This window comes from Pantoea endophytica, assembly GCF_002858935.1.
GTDB lineage: Bacteria > Pseudomonadota > Gammaproteobacteria > Enterobacterales > Enterobacteriaceae > Pantoea > Pantoea leporis.
Window position 1 is genome coordinate 334,876 of the sequence record NZ_PJRT01000002.1, and the last position, 14,665, is coordinate 349,540.

At 54.9% G+C, this 14,665-nt stretch carries 15 protein-coding genes; 6 read left to right on the forward strand and 9 right to left on the reverse strand.

All coding sequences use genetic code 11. From position 1 onward, the window contains the following. Window positions 1-7 precede the first annotated feature (7 nt). A complete protein-coding gene (locus PZBJ_RS02280; protein WP_101760989.1) occupies window positions 8-259 on the reverse strand; it encodes a DUF1418 family protein in 252 nt (83 codons plus the stop codon). Window positions 260-440: 181 nt separating this feature from the next. Between PZBJ_RS02280 and PZBJ_RS02285 the strand changes: the two genes are divergently transcribed. Next, window positions 441-704, forward strand: coding sequence for a GrxA family glutaredoxin (locus PZBJ_RS02285; RefSeq protein WP_007887673.1), 264 nt, complete (start codon window positions 441-443; stop codon window positions 702-704). A 33-nt stretch (window positions 705-737) separates the two neighbouring features. Here the strand turns inward: PZBJ_RS02285 and ybjM are convergent, their stop codons facing one another. Then, window positions 738-1,109, reverse strand: a complete 372-nt coding sequence (gene ybjM, locus PZBJ_RS02290; protein WP_101760990.1) for an inner membrane protein YbjM — start codon at window positions 1,107-1,109, stop codon at window positions 738-740. A 254-nt stretch (window positions 1,110-1,363) separates the two neighbouring features. Between ybjM and PZBJ_RS02295 the strand changes: the two genes are divergently transcribed. Together PZBJ_RS02295 and ybjG are read left to right on the forward strand one after the other, a co-directional pair. Then, window positions 1,364-3,052 (forward strand): aspartate:alanine antiporter, encoded by a 1,689-nt coding sequence (locus PZBJ_RS02295; RefSeq protein ID WP_101760991.1) that lies wholly within the window; start codon window positions 1,364-1,366, stop codon window positions 3,050-3,052. 361 nt (window positions 3,053-3,413) lie between these two features. Further along, window positions 3,414-4,019, forward strand: coding sequence for an undecaprenyl-diphosphate phosphatase (ybjG, locus tag PZBJ_RS02300; RefSeq protein WP_101760992.1), 606 nt, complete (start codon window positions 3,414-3,416; stop codon window positions 4,017-4,019). A gap of 66 nt (window positions 4,020-4,085) precedes the next feature. Here ybjG and PZBJ_RS02305 read toward each other — a convergent pair whose 3' ends face one another. Then, on the reverse strand, window positions 4,086-5,291 hold the full coding sequence (locus PZBJ_RS02305) for a serine hydrolase (RefSeq protein WP_101760993.1): 1,206 nt from the start codon (window positions 5,289-5,291) through the stop codon (window positions 4,086-4,088). A 275-nt stretch (window positions 5,292-5,566) separates the two neighbouring features. Between PZBJ_RS02305 and PZBJ_RS02310 the strand changes: the two genes are divergently transcribed. Then, window positions 5,567-6,223, forward strand: coding sequence for an HAD family hydrolase (locus PZBJ_RS02310; RefSeq protein WP_101760994.1), 657 nt, complete (start codon window positions 5,567-5,569; stop codon window positions 6,221-6,223). A 1-nt stretch (window position 6,224) separates the two neighbouring features. Here the strand turns inward: PZBJ_RS02310 and PZBJ_RS02315 are convergent, their stop codons facing one another. The 3 genes from PZBJ_RS02315 to PZBJ_RS02325 all read right to left on the reverse strand — a co-directional run bounded on the left by PZBJ_RS02315 (window position 6,225) and on the right by PZBJ_RS02325 (window position 8,871). Further along, window positions 6,225-7,358: a PQQ-dependent sugar dehydrogenase gene (locus PZBJ_RS02315; protein ID WP_101760995.1), complete on the reverse strand. Its 1,134-nt coding sequence runs from the start codon at window positions 7,356-7,358 to the stop codon at window positions 6,225-6,227. A 104-nt stretch (window positions 7,359-7,462) separates the two neighbouring features. Beyond that, a complete protein-coding gene (locus PZBJ_RS02320; RefSeq protein WP_101760996.1) occupies window positions 7,463-8,119 on the reverse strand; it encodes a DUF3313 domain-containing protein in 657 nt (218 codons plus the stop codon). Window positions 8,120-8,235: 116 nt separating this feature from the next. Then, window positions 8,236-8,871 carry a carbonic anhydrase gene (locus tag PZBJ_RS02325; RefSeq protein ID WP_101760997.1) on the reverse strand — a complete coding sequence of 212 codons (636 nt, stop codon included), beginning with the start codon at window positions 8,869-8,871 and terminating at the stop codon, window positions 8,236-8,238. Window positions 8,872-9,186: 315 nt separating this feature from the next. Here PZBJ_RS02325 and rimO point away from each other — a divergent pair, with 315 nt between their 5' ends. Continuing rightward, window positions 9,187-10,512, forward strand: coding sequence for a 30S ribosomal protein S12 methylthiotransferase RimO (gene rimO, locus PZBJ_RS02330; protein WP_101760998.1), 1,326 nt, complete (start codon window positions 9,187-9,189; stop codon window positions 10,510-10,512). On the opposite strand, the gene PZBJ_RS02335 is transcribed toward rimO, so the two are convergent. Beyond that, window positions 10,509-10,958, reverse strand: a complete 450-nt coding sequence (locus PZBJ_RS02335; RefSeq protein ID WP_101760999.1) for a DUF4385 domain-containing protein — start codon at window positions 10,956-10,958, stop codon at window positions 10,509-10,511. The genes rimO and PZBJ_RS02335 overlap by 4 nt on opposite strands. A gap of 114 nt (window positions 10,959-11,072) precedes the next feature. Here PZBJ_RS02335 and PZBJ_RS02340 point away from each other — a divergent pair, with 114 nt between their 5' ends. Continuing rightward, complete coding sequence (locus PZBJ_RS02340) at window positions 11,073-12,734, forward strand: methyl-accepting chemotaxis protein (RefSeq protein WP_101761000.1); 1,662 nt, start codon at window positions 11,073-11,075, stop codon at window positions 12,732-12,734. A 56-nt stretch (window positions 12,735-12,790) separates the two neighbouring features. Here the strand turns inward: PZBJ_RS02340 and gsiD are convergent, their stop codons facing one another. Both gsiD and gsiC read right to left on the reverse strand, forming a co-directional pair. Further along, window positions 12,791-13,696: a glutathione ABC transporter permease GsiD gene (gene gsiD / locus PZBJ_RS02345; RefSeq protein ID WP_101761001.1), complete on the reverse strand. Its 906-nt coding sequence runs from the start codon at window positions 13,694-13,696 to the stop codon at window positions 12,791-12,793. Window positions 13,697-13,706: 10 nt separating this feature from the next. Then, entirely contained in the window at window positions 13,707-14,627 is a 921-nt protein-coding gene (gsiC, locus tag PZBJ_RS02350) for a glutathione ABC transporter permease GsiC (RefSeq protein WP_061717203.1), read from the reverse strand. Window positions 14,628-14,665 lie beyond the last annotated feature (38 nt).

Sequence of the window (14,665 nt, forward strand, 5' to 3'; positions counted from 1 at the left end):
CCGGTGGTTACTTCTTTTTGTTGGAATGATTGAACAATTGCGGGGCCATCGCCTTCGCCGTGCGCCACATCATCATCCATGCGGCAGGCAGCATCAGCGCGATACCAAGAAAAAACAGCAGCGTCGCCAGCGGCTTTTTGGCGATGAAATCAGGTGCGCTCACCCAATCGTTGGTAAGCAACAAGGCGCCAATGACGGCAAGCACGCCGAGCACTTCGAGTAGCAACACGGGTTTGGGTAATGTGGCGAGATTACGCATGCGATGGTTCCTTGATTGTTCTTTCAGCGTTAGCCGCATTTTACCCAATGTATAGGCGGTAAGTATTAGAGTAACAGGTATATTCTTCTTCCTTTAAGCAGGATGGGCGGGCATGATGTGACGCATTATTCACGCTGTGATGTGATTCTAGTCACAAAACAGCAGCGGAAGGAGAGAAGCAATGATTGCAGTGATTTTTGGCCGTTCTAGCTGCCCTTACTGCGTACGTGCGAAAGAGTTGGCGGCTAAGCTGACCAGCGAGCGCGACGATTTTAACTATCAGTACGTGGATATTCAGGCCACCGGCATTACTAAAGCCGATCTGGAAGCCCGTGCCGGCAAGCCGGTGACAACCGTGCCGCAGATTTTCCTCGACGATCAGCACATCGGTGGTTACACCGAATTCGCTGCCTGGACCAAAGAAAACCTGGGTATCGAAGCCTAAGAGAACGGGCCTGCGGGCCCGTTTTTGCAGGTGCTATTCGGCTCGCATCGCCAGCATAATCCGCAGCAAGCGCACCAGCAGCGCACCACAACCCGCCCAAAACAGCGCACTCAAACTCCAGGCCACAATCAACAAGCCGCTGTGCGTCATTGGCACCGCCAGCATTAACCACATCATACCCAGCAGCGTACCGCCTAGCGCGACCCACAAGGTGCTGATAAGCGGACTTTGCGGCTGCAGTAGCGCCATCAAACATCCCGGCAGTAAAAACAGCAGTAATTCTGGCTGTCCGCGAACGGCTTGTTCACTGGCGGCGGCCCAGAAATGATGTGCATAAATAAACACCAGCGTATAAAGCATCACGCCCAGAATGGATGCTGGCCAGCGATTATTGCGCTGCAACATAATTATCCTCAACTTTGACGTTAACAATTATGAAACTTTTACTGCCCTGATGCGCACGACTGGAAATAAAAAGAAACAGCTGGAGGCGAAAGGAATGAAAACTGCCGATAGCTGAGGGTGTTAATTATGATTAGAATGACGCCGCTTTAGATTTCGGCTTGAACGCTTTTGTTGCAAGAACCTTAACGTTCGGCACAAGATAGCGAAAAAAGTCCCTCTCATCAACTGGTTACAGGTTAAGAAGAAGTTAAACCGTGAACATTAACGTCGCAGAATTGTTAAGCGGAAATGACGTTCTGTTATTATTTGTCGTTTTAGCCCTCGGACTCTGCTTAGGTAAATTACGCCTCGGCTCGGTCCAACTCGGTAATTCCATTGGAGTCCTGGTTGTTTCGTTGATTTTAGGTCAACAGCATTTCGCCATTAATACTGACGCATTAAGTCTTGGCTTTATGTTGTTTATTTTTTGTGTTGGCGTGGAAGCCGGGCCTAACTTTTTCTCGATATTTTTCCGCGACGGTAAAAACTACTTCTTTCTGGCGATTGTCATGGTGGTCAGCGCGCTGTTAATCGCCCTGACGCTCGGCAAAGTATTCGGCTGGGATATTGGTTTAACCGCGGGCATGTTGGCCGGTTCAATGACCTCAACGCCGGTGCTGGTGGGTGCTGGCGATACGTTGCGGCAAAGCATCAGCGACAGCCATCAGCTCACCTTGATGCAGGACAACCTCAGCCTCGGATATGCCCTCACCTATCTGGTAGGTTTAGTCAGCCTGATTTTTGGCGCCCGCTATCTGCCGCGCCTGCAGCATCAGGATCTGCCGACTTGCGCGCAGCAAATCGCGCGCGAGCGCGGCCTCGACGCTGATAGCCAGCGCAAAGTGTTTCTACCGGTGATCCGCGCGTATCGCGTGGGTCCGGAACTGGTGGAGTGGAGCGGCGGTAAAAACCTGCGCGAGCTGGGCATTCATCGCCAGACCGGCTGCTACATTGAGCGCCTGCGCCGCAACGGTATTCTCGCCAGCCCGGACGGTGACGCGATGCTGCAGCTGGGCGACGATATCTCGCTGGTGGGCTATCCCGATGCGCACGCACGCCTTGATCCCAGCTTCCGTAACGGCAAAGAGGTGTTCGACCGTGATTTGCTGGATATGCGCATCGTCACCGAAGAGATCGTGGTGAAAAATCACAACGCGGTGAACAAGCGCCTGAGTCATCTCAAACTGACCGATCACGGCTGCTTCCTTAACCGGGTGATTCGCAGCCAAATCGAAATGCCGATCGATGACAGCATTATGCTGAACAAAGGCGATGTGCTGCAGGTAAGCGGCGAAGCGCGTCGCGTGAAAAGCCTGGCCGATCGCATTGGCTTTATCGCCATTCACAGCCAAATCACCGATCTGCTGGCCTTCTGCGCCTTCTTTATCGTCGGCTTGATGGTCGGGATGATCACCTTCCAGTTCAGCAATTTCAGCTTCGGCATCGGTAACGCCGCTGGATTGTTGTTCGCAGGCATCATGCTGGGCTTTATGCGCGCTAACCATCCTACGTTTGGCTACATCCCGCAGGGTGCGCTGACGATGGTGAAAGAGTTTGGCCTGATGGTGTTTATGGCGGGCGTAGGTCTGAGCGCGGGCAGCGGCTTGCAGCACGGTTTCGGCAGCGCCGGCGCGTTGATGCTGCTGAGTGGCTTGCTGGTGAGTTTGCTGCCGGTGGTGATTTGCTATCTGTTCGGCGCTTACGTGCTGCGTATGAACCGCGCGCTGCTGTTTGGTGCCATCATGGGCGCGCGTACCTGTGCGCCAGCGATGGAGATCATCAGCGATACCGCGCGCAGCAGCATCCCAGCCTTGGGCTATGCAGGAACATATGCGATCGCGAATGTTTTGCTGACGCTGGCCGGTACCCTGATTGTGATAATCTGGCCGCTTTTGCCTTTATAAAAATATTTTTGCGCTGTCCAGAACTTTCTTCTGGGGTCGCAGTCTGAATAAGTGCCACTGCTTTTCTTTGAAATCCCCAAATTGTGGAGCCCGCCGGTCACTGACTTGCGGGTTTTTTTATGGCTGCCATTCTGCCGCTTAAGGTTCTTCTCAGACAAAAACTCCATCCAGCCACTCTGATGTCGTTTTTTCAAATCTTCATGCAACTTTCATCAAAGTTAAACACTCCAACAACCCGCGATAAGATTAAGAGCGCGACTATTTATTCCTGGTTCGGACGCTTCTAGGCTATCAGCTTTATTTTGCAGACAATTTTGCTCTGCTGTTTTTCGGGTAAACAAGACGAGGACAAGGAATCGTGATGGAAGCATTGAACCACACGCTCTTTTTATGGATCAACGCCACAGAGGATTCACCGCAGTGGCTGATCACTCTGGCGACCTTTATCGCCAAAGATGTGATCGCCATCGTACCGCTGCTGATTGTGGCACTGTGGCTGTGGGGACCGCGCGATCAGGTGCAGTCTCAACGCGAGCTGGTGCTAAAAACCGGCATGGCGCTGCTGTACGCGCTGAGCATTTCATGGTGCGTCGGCCAGCTGCTGCCGCATCCGCGTCCGTTCGCTATTGGTTTTGGCCATCAGTTACTGTCACACCGACCTGATGATTCCTATCCGAGCGATCACGGCACCACCATTTTCACCTTTGCGCTGGCATTTATCTTCTGGCATCGCCTTTGGTCAGGTGTGGTGTTGCTGGTGATAGGCAGCGCCATCGCCTGGTCACGCGTCTATCTTGGCGTGCACTGGCCGCTGGATATGCTGGGCGGATTCCTGGTTGGCTTGCTGGGTTGTCTGGCGTCGCACATGGCGTGGCAGCTGTATGGCGAACGCATGCTGGCGTTTACGCATCAGGTGTATCGCGCGCTGTTCGCCATGCCGATTAAGAAAGGGTGGATTCGTGAGTAAGCGATGGGGTCGCCATTAATGACGAGCCTGTAAAAAACGGTGCGCATCAAGCGCACCGTTTTTGTCTCAACTAAACCACTTCCCGAACCAGCCGTGGAATTTCATCATGATGAAATCCCAAATGCGACCAACAAAGCCACCTTCCGGCACAGCTTCCATCGTCACCAGCGGACGTTGCTCAATGGTTTTGCCATCCAGCTGGAAATCGATAGTGCCCACCACCTGATTCTTCTCCAGCGGCGCTTCCAGCTGCGGTGAATTTAGGGTAAAGCTGGCCTTGAGGTTTTTCATCTGCCCTTTTGGCACGGTGATCGCGGCGTCTTTTGCGACGCCAAGATTGACCTGGCTGCGATCGCCAAACCAAACGCGCTGCTGCGCAAACGGTTTATCGGCCTTAATCGGCGTCACGGTTTCATAGAAGCGGAAGCCCCACGTCAGCAACTTCTCACTTTCGCGGAAACGCGTGGCATCGGTCGCCGCACCGAGCACCACGGAAATCAGCCGCATATCGCCTTCGGTTGCCGACGCCACCAGATTGTTACCCGCGCCGGAGGTGTGACCGGTTTTAATGCCATCCACCTTGAGATTGGTGCTCCACAGCAGACGGTTGCGGTTCATCTGCTTAATCTTATTGAAAGTGAACTCTTTTTCGCTGTTGATCGCATACTCTTCCGGCACATCGCTAATCAGGCGCTGGCCGATAATCGCCATATCACGCGCGGTGCTGTACTGCCCTTCGGCGTCCAGGCCGTGTACCGTCATAAAGTGGGTGTTTTGCAGGCCAAAGGCTTTGACGTAGTTGTTCATCAACCCGATAAATGAATCCTGGCTGCCCGCGACATAATCAGCCAGCGCGATACAGGCATCGTTGCCGGATTGAATCACCACACCTTTATTCAGCTCAGAGACCGGAATGCGATCGCCGGGCTTAAGGAACATCAGCGATGAGCCGCGCAGCTTGGGATTGCCGGTTGCCCACGCATCCTGGCCGATGGTAACCATGTCATCGTTGTGAATCTTGCCCGATTTCAGCGCCTGGCCGACCACATAGCTGGTCATCATTTTGGTCAAACTGGCGGGATCGAGGCGTTGATCGGCATTGGATTCCGCCAACACTTTGCCGCTGTTGTAATCCATTAAAATCCAGGCTTTGGCGTCAATTTGCGGTGCCGCAGGTGCCTGTTCAGCCAGGGTGGCTGCGGGGATAAAGAGTAAAAGAAGTGAAGACGCAGCCAACGGCCGCCAGACAGAAGCGAAGGTGTTTTTTCTCATGAGCGTGACCAGATTGTCCTTGTTAAATCTCGGTTTTCTTGCAGGCAAGACATGTCTTGCCCCACGCTAACGGTTCAGGCCAGCGAAAAAAACCGCTCAATCGTAAAGTTTTATAGAGTTTATTAGACTAACCCTGGCACCAACCGCGCAGCGCCGCCACTTTTGCCCATCTGACTATTGAAAAATTTTGCGTGTAATTCCGATTTTTCGCAGAACGGTTAAGCCAGTCACAAATTTCCGCTAACCTGAACTCAGTCAGCCTGAGGAGAGCCGCGATGGACTTAGCCATTTTCGATTTGGACGAAACCCTGATTTGTGAAGACAGCACCAGCCTCTGGCTGCGCTGGTTGGTTTCACAGGGCTTTGCCCCCGAAGAGATCATCCAGCAGGAGAAAATCCTGATGGAGCAATATCACACCGGTACGTTATCCATTGAAGAGTATATGAACACCACGCTGGCGCCACTCGCCGGCATGGCTACGATGACCGTTGAAGGCTGGGTACGCCGCTTTATCCATCGCGACATCATGCCGCGCGTGTTCCCTGCCGCCCGCGAGCGTATTGCGTGGCACCAGCAGCGCGGCGACACGGTAATGATCATCACCGCCAGCGGCGATCATCTTGCGGTGCCCATCGCCGAACGCCTTGGTGTACACGGCGCGCTGGCGATTGGCGTGGAAGTGGTGGATGAACGCTACAGCGGACAAACCTACGGCACCATGACCTATCGCGAAGGTAAAGTGACACGCCTCAGTGACTGGAAAGCCTTACAGCAAGATCAACGCTTTGAACGCACCTGGGCTTACAGCGATTCGATGAATGATTTACCGCTGCTGGCACATGCCGATCATGCGTGGGTGGTCAATCCCAATCCGCTGCTGCTGCAGGAAGCACAACAGCGCGGATGGGAAGTGTGTAACTGGGCTCGCTAATTTAACCGCGTGGGGCGGTGGCTGTGTCTGGCAGCCCCACTTTCAGCAGCTTGCCGTTGGATTCATCGGTTAGCACGTACAGATAACCATCCGGGCCTTGACGCACATCTCGAATACGCTCACCACGATTTTCCAGCAATCTCTGCTCCTCCACCACTTTCTCGCCGTTGACCTGCAAGCGAATCAAACTCTTCTCTTTCAGCGCACCAATAAACAGGGAATTTTTCCACTGCGGGAAACGCGCGCTGTTGTAGAACGCCATGCCGCTGATGGCCGGCGAGACTTTCCAGAAATGCAGCGGTTGCTCAGTGCCTTCCACTTCACTGCCCTTTGCTTCCGGCACTTTCTGCCCGCTGTAATCAATGCCGTGCGTCGCCAGCGGCCAGCCGTAATTTTTGCCCTTCTCGGGGATGTTGACCTCATCACCCCCGCGCGGGCCGTGTTCGCTTTCCCATATTTGCTGCGTCCACGGATTGAGCGCCAGCCCTTGCGGATTGCGCATGCCGTAGGACCAGATTTCCGCGCGCGCGCCTTGACGATCAACAAACGGATTGTCCGGCGGGATTTCACCGTCTTTGGTCAGACGTACGATTTTACCGGAGAGCTTATCCAGCTGTTGCGCGCTGCTGCTGGCGAAGTTGTCACCGAAGGCGATATAGAGAAAGCCCTGGCGATCAAACGCCAGTCGCGTGCCGATATTGGCGCCGCCCGACAGCTTCGGCGTTTGCTCCAGCACCACTTTAAAGTCACTCAGCTGACGGTTGTCATCGCTCAGGCGACCATAACCCACCACGCCACCAGCCCGACCGCTGGCATCGGCGGTGGTGTAGCTGAGCCACACGCGGCGGCTTTCGGCGAAGTCCGGTGCCAGCACCACATCCAGCAAGCCACCCTGACGATTCGCCCACACCTTCGGCACCCCGCCGATCGGTGGCGACAAGCCTTTACCCGGCTGCCAACTGCGCAGCTGGCCGGATCGTTCAGTGATTAACAGCGTTTGATTATCGGGTAGAAAAGCCACGGACCACGGATGGTCGAGCTTGTCCTGAAGCACCTGAACCTGCACATCGGCAGCGAATAACGGTAAGGACGTGCTTAAAGCGCCAAACAGCAGCGCGGCGGGCAGTAAACGCATGGCATTCTCCTTTATCGCAGTCTGCCGTAAAGCGTAGTCAGCGCGTGACAAAGGATGTGCAGGATTTACAAAAAATTAAGCCCGGCACGCCGCCGGGCGAGAATTTACTGTGCGGGGAAGGTCAGCGCATCGCGTACCATCTCGTCGATGCCCGGACGCAGATCGTTGAGTGTGATTGGCGCACTGTTGTTCGGCAGATTTTTACCAAATGCCTTGCGCACCACCTTGATCAGCGGCTTGCCAGTTTGCGCATCCAGCGCTTCCATTTCGAGGAACAGCGCGCTGTTTTGCGTGCGATGTCCAGTCGCTGCCATGGTGCTGGCAACAACAGCGGCAATTGGCACCACTTCATAGAACTGCACGCCTTCATTTTCGGCAGAAACGGCGGTGATAGCGGTTTTAACTACCAGCGTGTGAGGGCCTTTTTGCGTCACCAGCGGTTTACGCTGGGAAATCGCGTGCTTGAGTTGCGTATCGGTATAGCTGCGGATCGCATCCAATGTTTGCTGATCGATACGTGCCGTGGGGTGCGCCGCCGGATAATAGACCACTGGCGTATACACCACGCCTTTATAATCAGCATCATGGTAATCGGGTGAAATCCAGCGCAAGGTCGGTTTACCGCTGGGCGACTCGGTGGCCTTCAACTCACTGTAATCGCCGAGAAATCCTGAATATTGTTGTTGATTAGTCACATGAGAGGTACAGCCCGCCGCCAGTATTGCCAGCGTTAAAACAGAAGCATAAAGGGGAAATCGCATGAGAAAGCCCTTATCAGAGGTAATTGCTTCTCAAGTGTAGGAGGTCGTCAAAAACGTGGCGGGAAATATTAACGAAATGCGAGGATAACCACCTGCAAGCAGGTGGTTAGGCGGAATTACTCGAAGCAGGTTTCCGGGTTTTCCGACAGCGAAATAAAGGATTCACCGCCTTTGGTCAGGGCAATGATTCCGCCACTCTCAATATCATAAACCCATCCATGCAGGCGAATTTTGCCTTTACGCAGCGCTACCGCTACGGAAGGGTGTGTTTTGATATTGTTCAGCTGCGCAATCACGTTCTCTTTCACCATTTCGTTGAGACGCTTCTCAACGGAATCGTAGTTACGCTCTTCCACCACCGCTTTCGCCGCGTTGGCGTAGTGCAACCAGTGATCGACCGCGGGCATGGTTTCGAGATCGGCATTGGAAGCAATGGCGTTCATGGCACCGCAGTTAGAGTGACCACAAATAATAATTTCGGTCACGCCCAAAGCGACAACCGCGTACTCAATGGTGGCGGACACGCCGCCCGGCTCTGGACCAAACGGTGGCACGATATTACCGGCGTTTCGGATCACGAACAGCTGACCCGGCTCCGACTGCGTCACCAGCTCTGGCACCAGACGGCTGTCTGAGCAGGAGATAAACAGGGCTTTAGGATTTTGGTTGGATGCCAAACTTTTGAAAAGATCCTTCCTTTCAGGGAACACATTCTGTTGAAAATTCAGAAAACCTTTGACGATCTCTTGCATATGTCTGCTCTCACATTATCCACTTCTGCCCTGGCAGTGAGGATTCACTATCAGTGCGATTTGAAATTTTCAGCGAAGATAACAACTTACCTTCACCGACCCAACATTTAAGCAAAAGGCGCCAGCTTACACAACTCGGATCGCCACAGAGGGCCATTGCGCCAGCGAGTGAGCCGCACCGCCAACAGAGTTAAGCACAATCATCATGCATTAGTTACCCCATAAGGAGATTCTTACACAGCCTATACATTTTCCCCGGCAACCTCTGTACAATCGCCCCCCTATCCACACTAATTATGATGAATTTTTATCCTTATGAGCCATGTCAAAAATCCACCGCGCGTGGGGTTCGTCTCCCTCGGCTGTCCGAAAAACCTCGTCGACTCTGAACGCATCCTGACGGAGCTGCGTACTGAAGGCTATGACGTGGTGCCACGCTACGATGATGCGGAGATCGTCATCGTTAACACCTGTGGATTTATTGACAGCGCCGTACAGGAATCTCTGGAAGCGATTGGTGAAGCGCTGAATGAAAACGGCAAAGTGATCGTCACCGGTTGCCTCGGTGCCAAAGTGGATCAGATCCGCGAAGTGCATCCGAAGGTGCTGGAGATCACTGGCCCGCACAGCTACGAGCAGGTGCTGTCGCATGTGCACACTTATGTGCCGAAACCAGAACACAATCCGTTCCTGAGTTTAGTGCCAGAGCAAGGTGTCAAACTGACGCCGCGCCATTACGCCTACCTGAAAATTTCCGAAGGCTGCAACCATCGCTGCACCTTCTGCATCATTCCATCAATGCGTGGCGATCTTGATAGCCGCCCAATCGGTTCGGTGCTCGACGAAGCTAAACGTCTGGTCGAAGCGGGCGTGAAAGAGCTGCTGGTAATCTCACAAGACACCTCCGCTTACGGCGTGGATGTTAAACATCGCACCGGTTTCTGGAACGGATCGCCGGTGAAAACCAGCATGGTGAGCCTGTGCGAGCAGTTAGCCAAACTCGGCGTGTGGGTGCGTCTGCACTACGTTTATCCTTATCCGCATGTGGATGATGTGATCCCGCTGATGGCCGAAGGCAAGATTCTGCCGTACCTCGATATTCCGCTGCAGCACGCCAGCCCGCGCATCCTCAAGCTGATGAAGCGTCCCGGCGCGGTAGAGCGTACGCTGGAGCGCATTAAGCGCTGGCGTGAAATCTGTCCGGAGCTGACGCTGCGTTCAACCTTTATCGTCGGTTTCCCCGGTGAAACCGAAGAAGATTTCCAGATGCTGCTCGACTTCCTGCAGGAAGCGCGCCTCGATCGCGTTGGCTGCTTCCAGTACAGCCCGGTAGATGGCGCAACTGCTAACCAGCTGCCGGATCAGGTACCGGACGACGTGAAGCAGGATCGTTTTGATCGCTTCATGCAGCTGCAGCAGAAGATCTCCAGCGAACGGCTGCAGGAGAAAATCGGCCGCGAAGTGCTGGTGCTGATTGATGAAGTGGACGAAGAAGGCGCGGTGGGACGCAGCATGGCTGACGCCCCGGAAATCGATGGCGCGGTTTATCTGAACGGCGATCGTCAGGTGAAAGTCGGCGACGTGGTCCGCGTTAAAGTGGAACACGCCGATGAATACGATCTGTGGGGCACGCGCGTTTAACCATACTTCTGCTGGTGCGCACGCTTGCGCGCCAGATAGTCAGTATCCGCGCGCAGTTTATCCCAGCACGCTTTGAAAACGGCCGCCGCAGCGGCCTTCTCTTTTTCTGTGGTACGCGGCAGTTCGTTGCCCGCCTCGTCATATTTACGCCCGCCCTGATGATTACTGTAGCGGCGTGCACGCGTATAACCCATCTGAATATATTTGCGCGCCATGTCCATACCGACAAAATCGTCCTGCGCGCGATATGCCTCAAACAGCTGCATAATCTGCTGTGAAGATTCTTTTGCCAGCTCGACGGTGCGAAAACGCCAGTGCGGCAGAATCTCACTTTTATAGGGCTCGACCATCAGCACGCCCTGCTCGCCGCGCCCCACCTGATACAGCTCAGGCTGCTGGCGAAAATTGATGTGCTTGAAATCCTGCTCGTAGTTAAACGCTTTCATCTGTTTTTCCCGCCTCTCATCGTCCCGTGACGTAATTATTTCCTGCTGGCACTTAAGCGATTTGCTTTTATACCGATAACCTGGATATCAGCCTACTTCCTCAGAGACGCACCTATGTTTAAACGAATGAAAATTGTGACAGCCATCATGATGATATTGGTGGTTTTCACCGCGATGCAGGCGATTTCCGGCTCGCTGTTTTTATCATCACTGATTACCGGACAGCATAATTTCACCACCAGTAATCAGCTGTCACATCAGCAGCGTGAGCTGGCAGACGGTTGGCAAACGCTGGTGAAAACGCGCGTAATCATTAACCGCGTCGCCATTCGTATCCTGAAAAAACAAACGGATGAAGCGTCCGTCGCCGCCATCAACAAACTGCTGATCAGCGCGGGTGCGTCACTGGATGAAGCAAAGCAACATTATGACCTCTACCAGAGCATGCCGCGCATTGCCGGACAAAGCGCTGATTCAGCCAGTGTAGTCGACGCTAAATTTGCTGCCTTCGCAGAATTACTGAAACAGTCGGCAGCGTTCCTGAAAGCCAATGATTACGCCGCCTATGGCAACCTTGACGCCCAGCAGGCGCAGGACGATCTGGAAGTCGCGTACAAGCAATGGCGCGAGCACAACGTGCAGCTGCTGGCCGAGCGCAACGCGGAATATGATAATAACTATCAGCACATGCTGGTGTTGGTCGCCGTGATGGCGATAGTTGTGGTGCTGTTGCTGGTTGCGGTGTGGATTCTGGTGCGTCGCATCCTGCTGGCACCGATGAAGCAGGTGCAGCAGCAGATGGAGCGCTTCGCCGACGGCGATCTCTCCGCCCGTTTGCAGGTGGAAGGCCGCAGTGAAATGGCATCGATTGCCGCCAGCCTCAACCATATGCAGCAGTCGCTGCTCAGCACCATTAACAATGTGCGTGATAGCGCGGATGCGATTTTTGGCAGCGCCAGCGAGATTGCCAGCGGCAATAACGATCTCTCTTCACGCACCGAGCAGCAAGCGGCATCGCTGGAAGAGACCGCCGCCAGCATGGAACAGCTGACCGCCACGGTGAAACAGAACGCCGATAACGCGCGTCAGGCCACGCAGCTGGCGAAAACCGCCTCGGAAACCGCCGATAAAGGCGGCAACGTGGTGGATGGTGTGGTGAAAACCATGCGCGATATCGCCGACAGCTCGAAGAAAATCGCCGATATCACCAGCGTGATTGATGGCATCGCCTTCCAGACCAACATCCTCGCGCTCAACGCGGCGGTAGAAGCGGCGCGCGCCGGTGAACAGGGCCGTGGTTTTGCCGTGGTAGCGGGTGAAGTGCGCAATCTGGCACAGCGCAGCGCTCAGGCGGCGAAAGAGATCAAACTGCTGATTGAGAATTCCGTGCAGCGTGTCAACACCGGTTCGCAGCAGGTGAGCAGCGCCGGTGAAACCATGCAGGAAATCGTCAGCGCTGTTACCCGCGTCACCGATATCATGGGCGAGATTGCTTCAGCGTCCGATGAGCAGAGCCGCGGCATCGACCAGATTGGTCAGGCGGTGAACGAGATGGATCGCGTCACGCAGCAGAACGCCACGCTGGTGCAGGAATCGGCTAACGCCTCAGCGTCGCTGGAGCAGCAGGCCAGCAGCCTCTCTTCTGCGGTGGCCCGCTTCAAAACTGGCACGCGCCAGGCGACTGCAACGGTGGCGAAAGTGGTGAAACCGGTGATAACACCAACCCGCGCGCAGCCTGCCGCCGCGCACAGTAATGACAATTGGGAAACGTTCTAAAACCGGAGTGGTGCGTTTATTGAAGAGGTCGCCATAAATGGCGACCGGACCCACCATCAGGTCTTCAATTTCGGATCCAGCGCATCACGCAAACCATCACCCAGCAGGTTAAACGCCAGCACGGTGAGGAAAATCGCCAGGCTCGGGAAGATGGCGACATGCGGCGCAATTACCATATCGGCGCGCGCTTCATTGAGCATCGCGCCCCACTCCGGCGTGGGCGGCTGCGCGCCGAGGCCGAGAAAGGACAAACTCGCCGCCGTGATAATCGAGGTACCGATACGCATGGTGAAATAGACCACAATCGACGACACCGTGCCGGGCAGGATGTGACGCATAATAATGGTCCAGTCCGACGCACCAATACTGCGTGCCGACTCAATATAGGTTTGATGTTTCAGCACCAGCGTATTGCCACGCACCAAACGGGCAAACGCTGGAATGCTAAAGATCGCCACCGCGACAATCACGTTGCTCATGCCGCTGCCCATGATCGCCACCACCGCAATCGCCAGCAGAATGCCGGGGAACGCGAACAGCACATCGCAGATACGCATGGTGATGCGATCCCACCAGCCTTCGTAATAGCCCGCCAGCAGACCTAAAACGGTGCCGATCAGCGCGCCAATCGCCACCGAGAAGAAACCGGCAATCAGCGAGATGCGCGTGCCCACCAGCACACGGCTGAAGATATCGCGCCCCAGCGAGTCAACGCCAAACCAGTGCATCAGCGATGGCCCTTCGTTTAGCCGGTCGTAATCGAAATAGTTTTCCGCATCAAATGGCGCAATCAGCGGCGCGATAAACGCCACCACAATCAGCAGCAGTACAAACAGTCCGGCCAGCAGCGCCACATGCTGACGGCGAAAGCGCCGCCAGAATTCGCGCCACGGCGTGCGTACCCGGTTTTCCGTGATAGTCGGCAGGGTTTTCAATGCCGCGGCTCGTCGCCAGTTCTTCAATTGCAACTCCTTACTTGTAGCGAATTGCCGGATTGATTGCCGCGTACAGCACATCGACAATCAGGTTAATCAGGATGAATTCCAGCGAGAACAGCAGCACTTCGGCCTGAATCACCGGGTAATCGCGCATCTCCACCGAATCCACCAGCAAGCGGCCTAAGCCTGGCCAGTTGAACACCACTTCCACCACAATCGAGCCACCGAGCAGGAAACCAAACTGCAATCCCATCATGGTGACCACCGGGATCATCGCGTTACGCAGACCGTGTTTCACCACCACCAACGATTCGCGCACCCCTTTGGCGCGCGCGGTGCGCATGTAATCTTCCTGCATCACCTCCACGAAAGACGCGCGGGTGAAACGCGCCATCACCGCCGCCACCGCTGCACCCAAGGTGATCGATGGCAAAATGTAGTGTTTCCAGCTATCCGCGCCAACGGTCGGCAACCAGCCGAGCTCGACGGAAAAGACCTGCATCAGCAGCATGCCGAGCGCAAACGCCGGGAACGAGATGCCCGACACCGCCAGCGTCATGCCGATGCGATCCGGCCAGCGATTGCGCCACACCGCCGAGGTGATGCCAATCGCCATACCGAAAATCACCGCCCACACCATGCTGCTGAGTGTCAGCCACAGCGTCGGGAAAAAGCGCGCGGCAATTTCGTCAATCACCGGACGTTTCGAGACCAGCGAATGGCCGAAATCGCCCTGCACCGCATTAATCATAAAGTGCCAGAACTGCTTGATCAGCGGCTGATCGAGGCCGAGATCCTGACGCACCAGCGCCACCACCGAGGCATCCGCTTCCGGGCCGGCAATCAGGCGCGCCGGATCGCCCGGCAGCAAATGGACGAACAGGAACACCAGCACCGCCACAATCAGCAGCGTGGGAATCAGTCCCAGTAATCGTTTGAGAAAATAGTTGAGCATGCGAAGTCCTGCGCAGCATCGGCCAGCCCGTTAAGGCT

What these genes read in the sequence shown, in the direction of transcription:
- PZBJ_RS02280 (WP_101760989.1), bottom strand. Translation starts at nt 259, where the DNA reads ATGCGTAATCTCGCCACATTACCCAAACCCGTGTTGCTACTCGAAGTG.
- PZBJ_RS02285 (WP_007887673.1), top strand. Translation starts at nt 441, where the DNA reads ATGATTGCAGTGATTTTTGGCCGTTCTAGCTGCCCTTACTGCGTACGT.
- ybjM (WP_101760990.1), bottom strand. Translation starts at nt 1,109, where the DNA reads ATGTTGCAGCGCAATAATCGCTGGCCAGCATCCATTCTGGGCGTGATG.
- ybjG (WP_101760992.1), top strand. Translation starts at nt 3,414, where the DNA reads ATGGAAGCATTGAACCACACGCTCTTTTTATGGATCAACGCCACAGAG.
- PZBJ_RS02305 (WP_101760993.1), bottom strand. Translation starts at nt 5,291, where the DNA reads ATGAGAAAAAACACCTTCGCTTCTGTCTGGCGGCCGTTGGCTGCGTCT.
- PZBJ_RS02310 (WP_101760994.1), top strand. Translation starts at nt 5,567, where the DNA reads ATGGACTTAGCCATTTTCGATTTGGACGAAACCCTGATTTGTGAAGAC.
- PZBJ_RS02315 (WP_101760995.1), bottom strand. Translation starts at nt 7,358, where the DNA reads ATGCGTTTACTGCCCGCCGCGCTGCTGTTTGGCGCTTTAAGCACGTCC.
- PZBJ_RS02320 (WP_101760996.1), bottom strand. Translation starts at nt 8,119, where the DNA reads ATGCGATTTCCCCTTTATGCTTCTGTTTTAACGCTGGCAATACTGGCG.
- PZBJ_RS02325 (WP_101760997.1), bottom strand. Translation starts at nt 8,871, where the DNA reads ATGCAAGAGATCGTCAAAGGTTTTCTGAATTTTCAACAGAATGTGTTC.
- rimO (WP_101760998.1), top strand. Translation starts at nt 9,187, where the DNA reads ATGAGCCATGTCAAAAATCCACCGCGCGTGGGGTTCGTCTCCCTCGGC.
- PZBJ_RS02335 (WP_101760999.1), bottom strand. Translation starts at nt 10,958, where the DNA reads ATGAAAGCGTTTAACTACGAGCAGGATTTCAAGCACATCAATTTTCGC.
- PZBJ_RS02340 (WP_101761000.1), top strand. Translation starts at nt 11,073, where the DNA reads ATGTTTAAACGAATGAAAATTGTGACAGCCATCATGATGATATTGGTG.
- gsiC (WP_061717203.1), bottom strand. Translation starts at nt 14,627, where the DNA reads ATGCTCAACTATTTTCTCAAACGATTACTGGGACTGATTCCCACGCTG.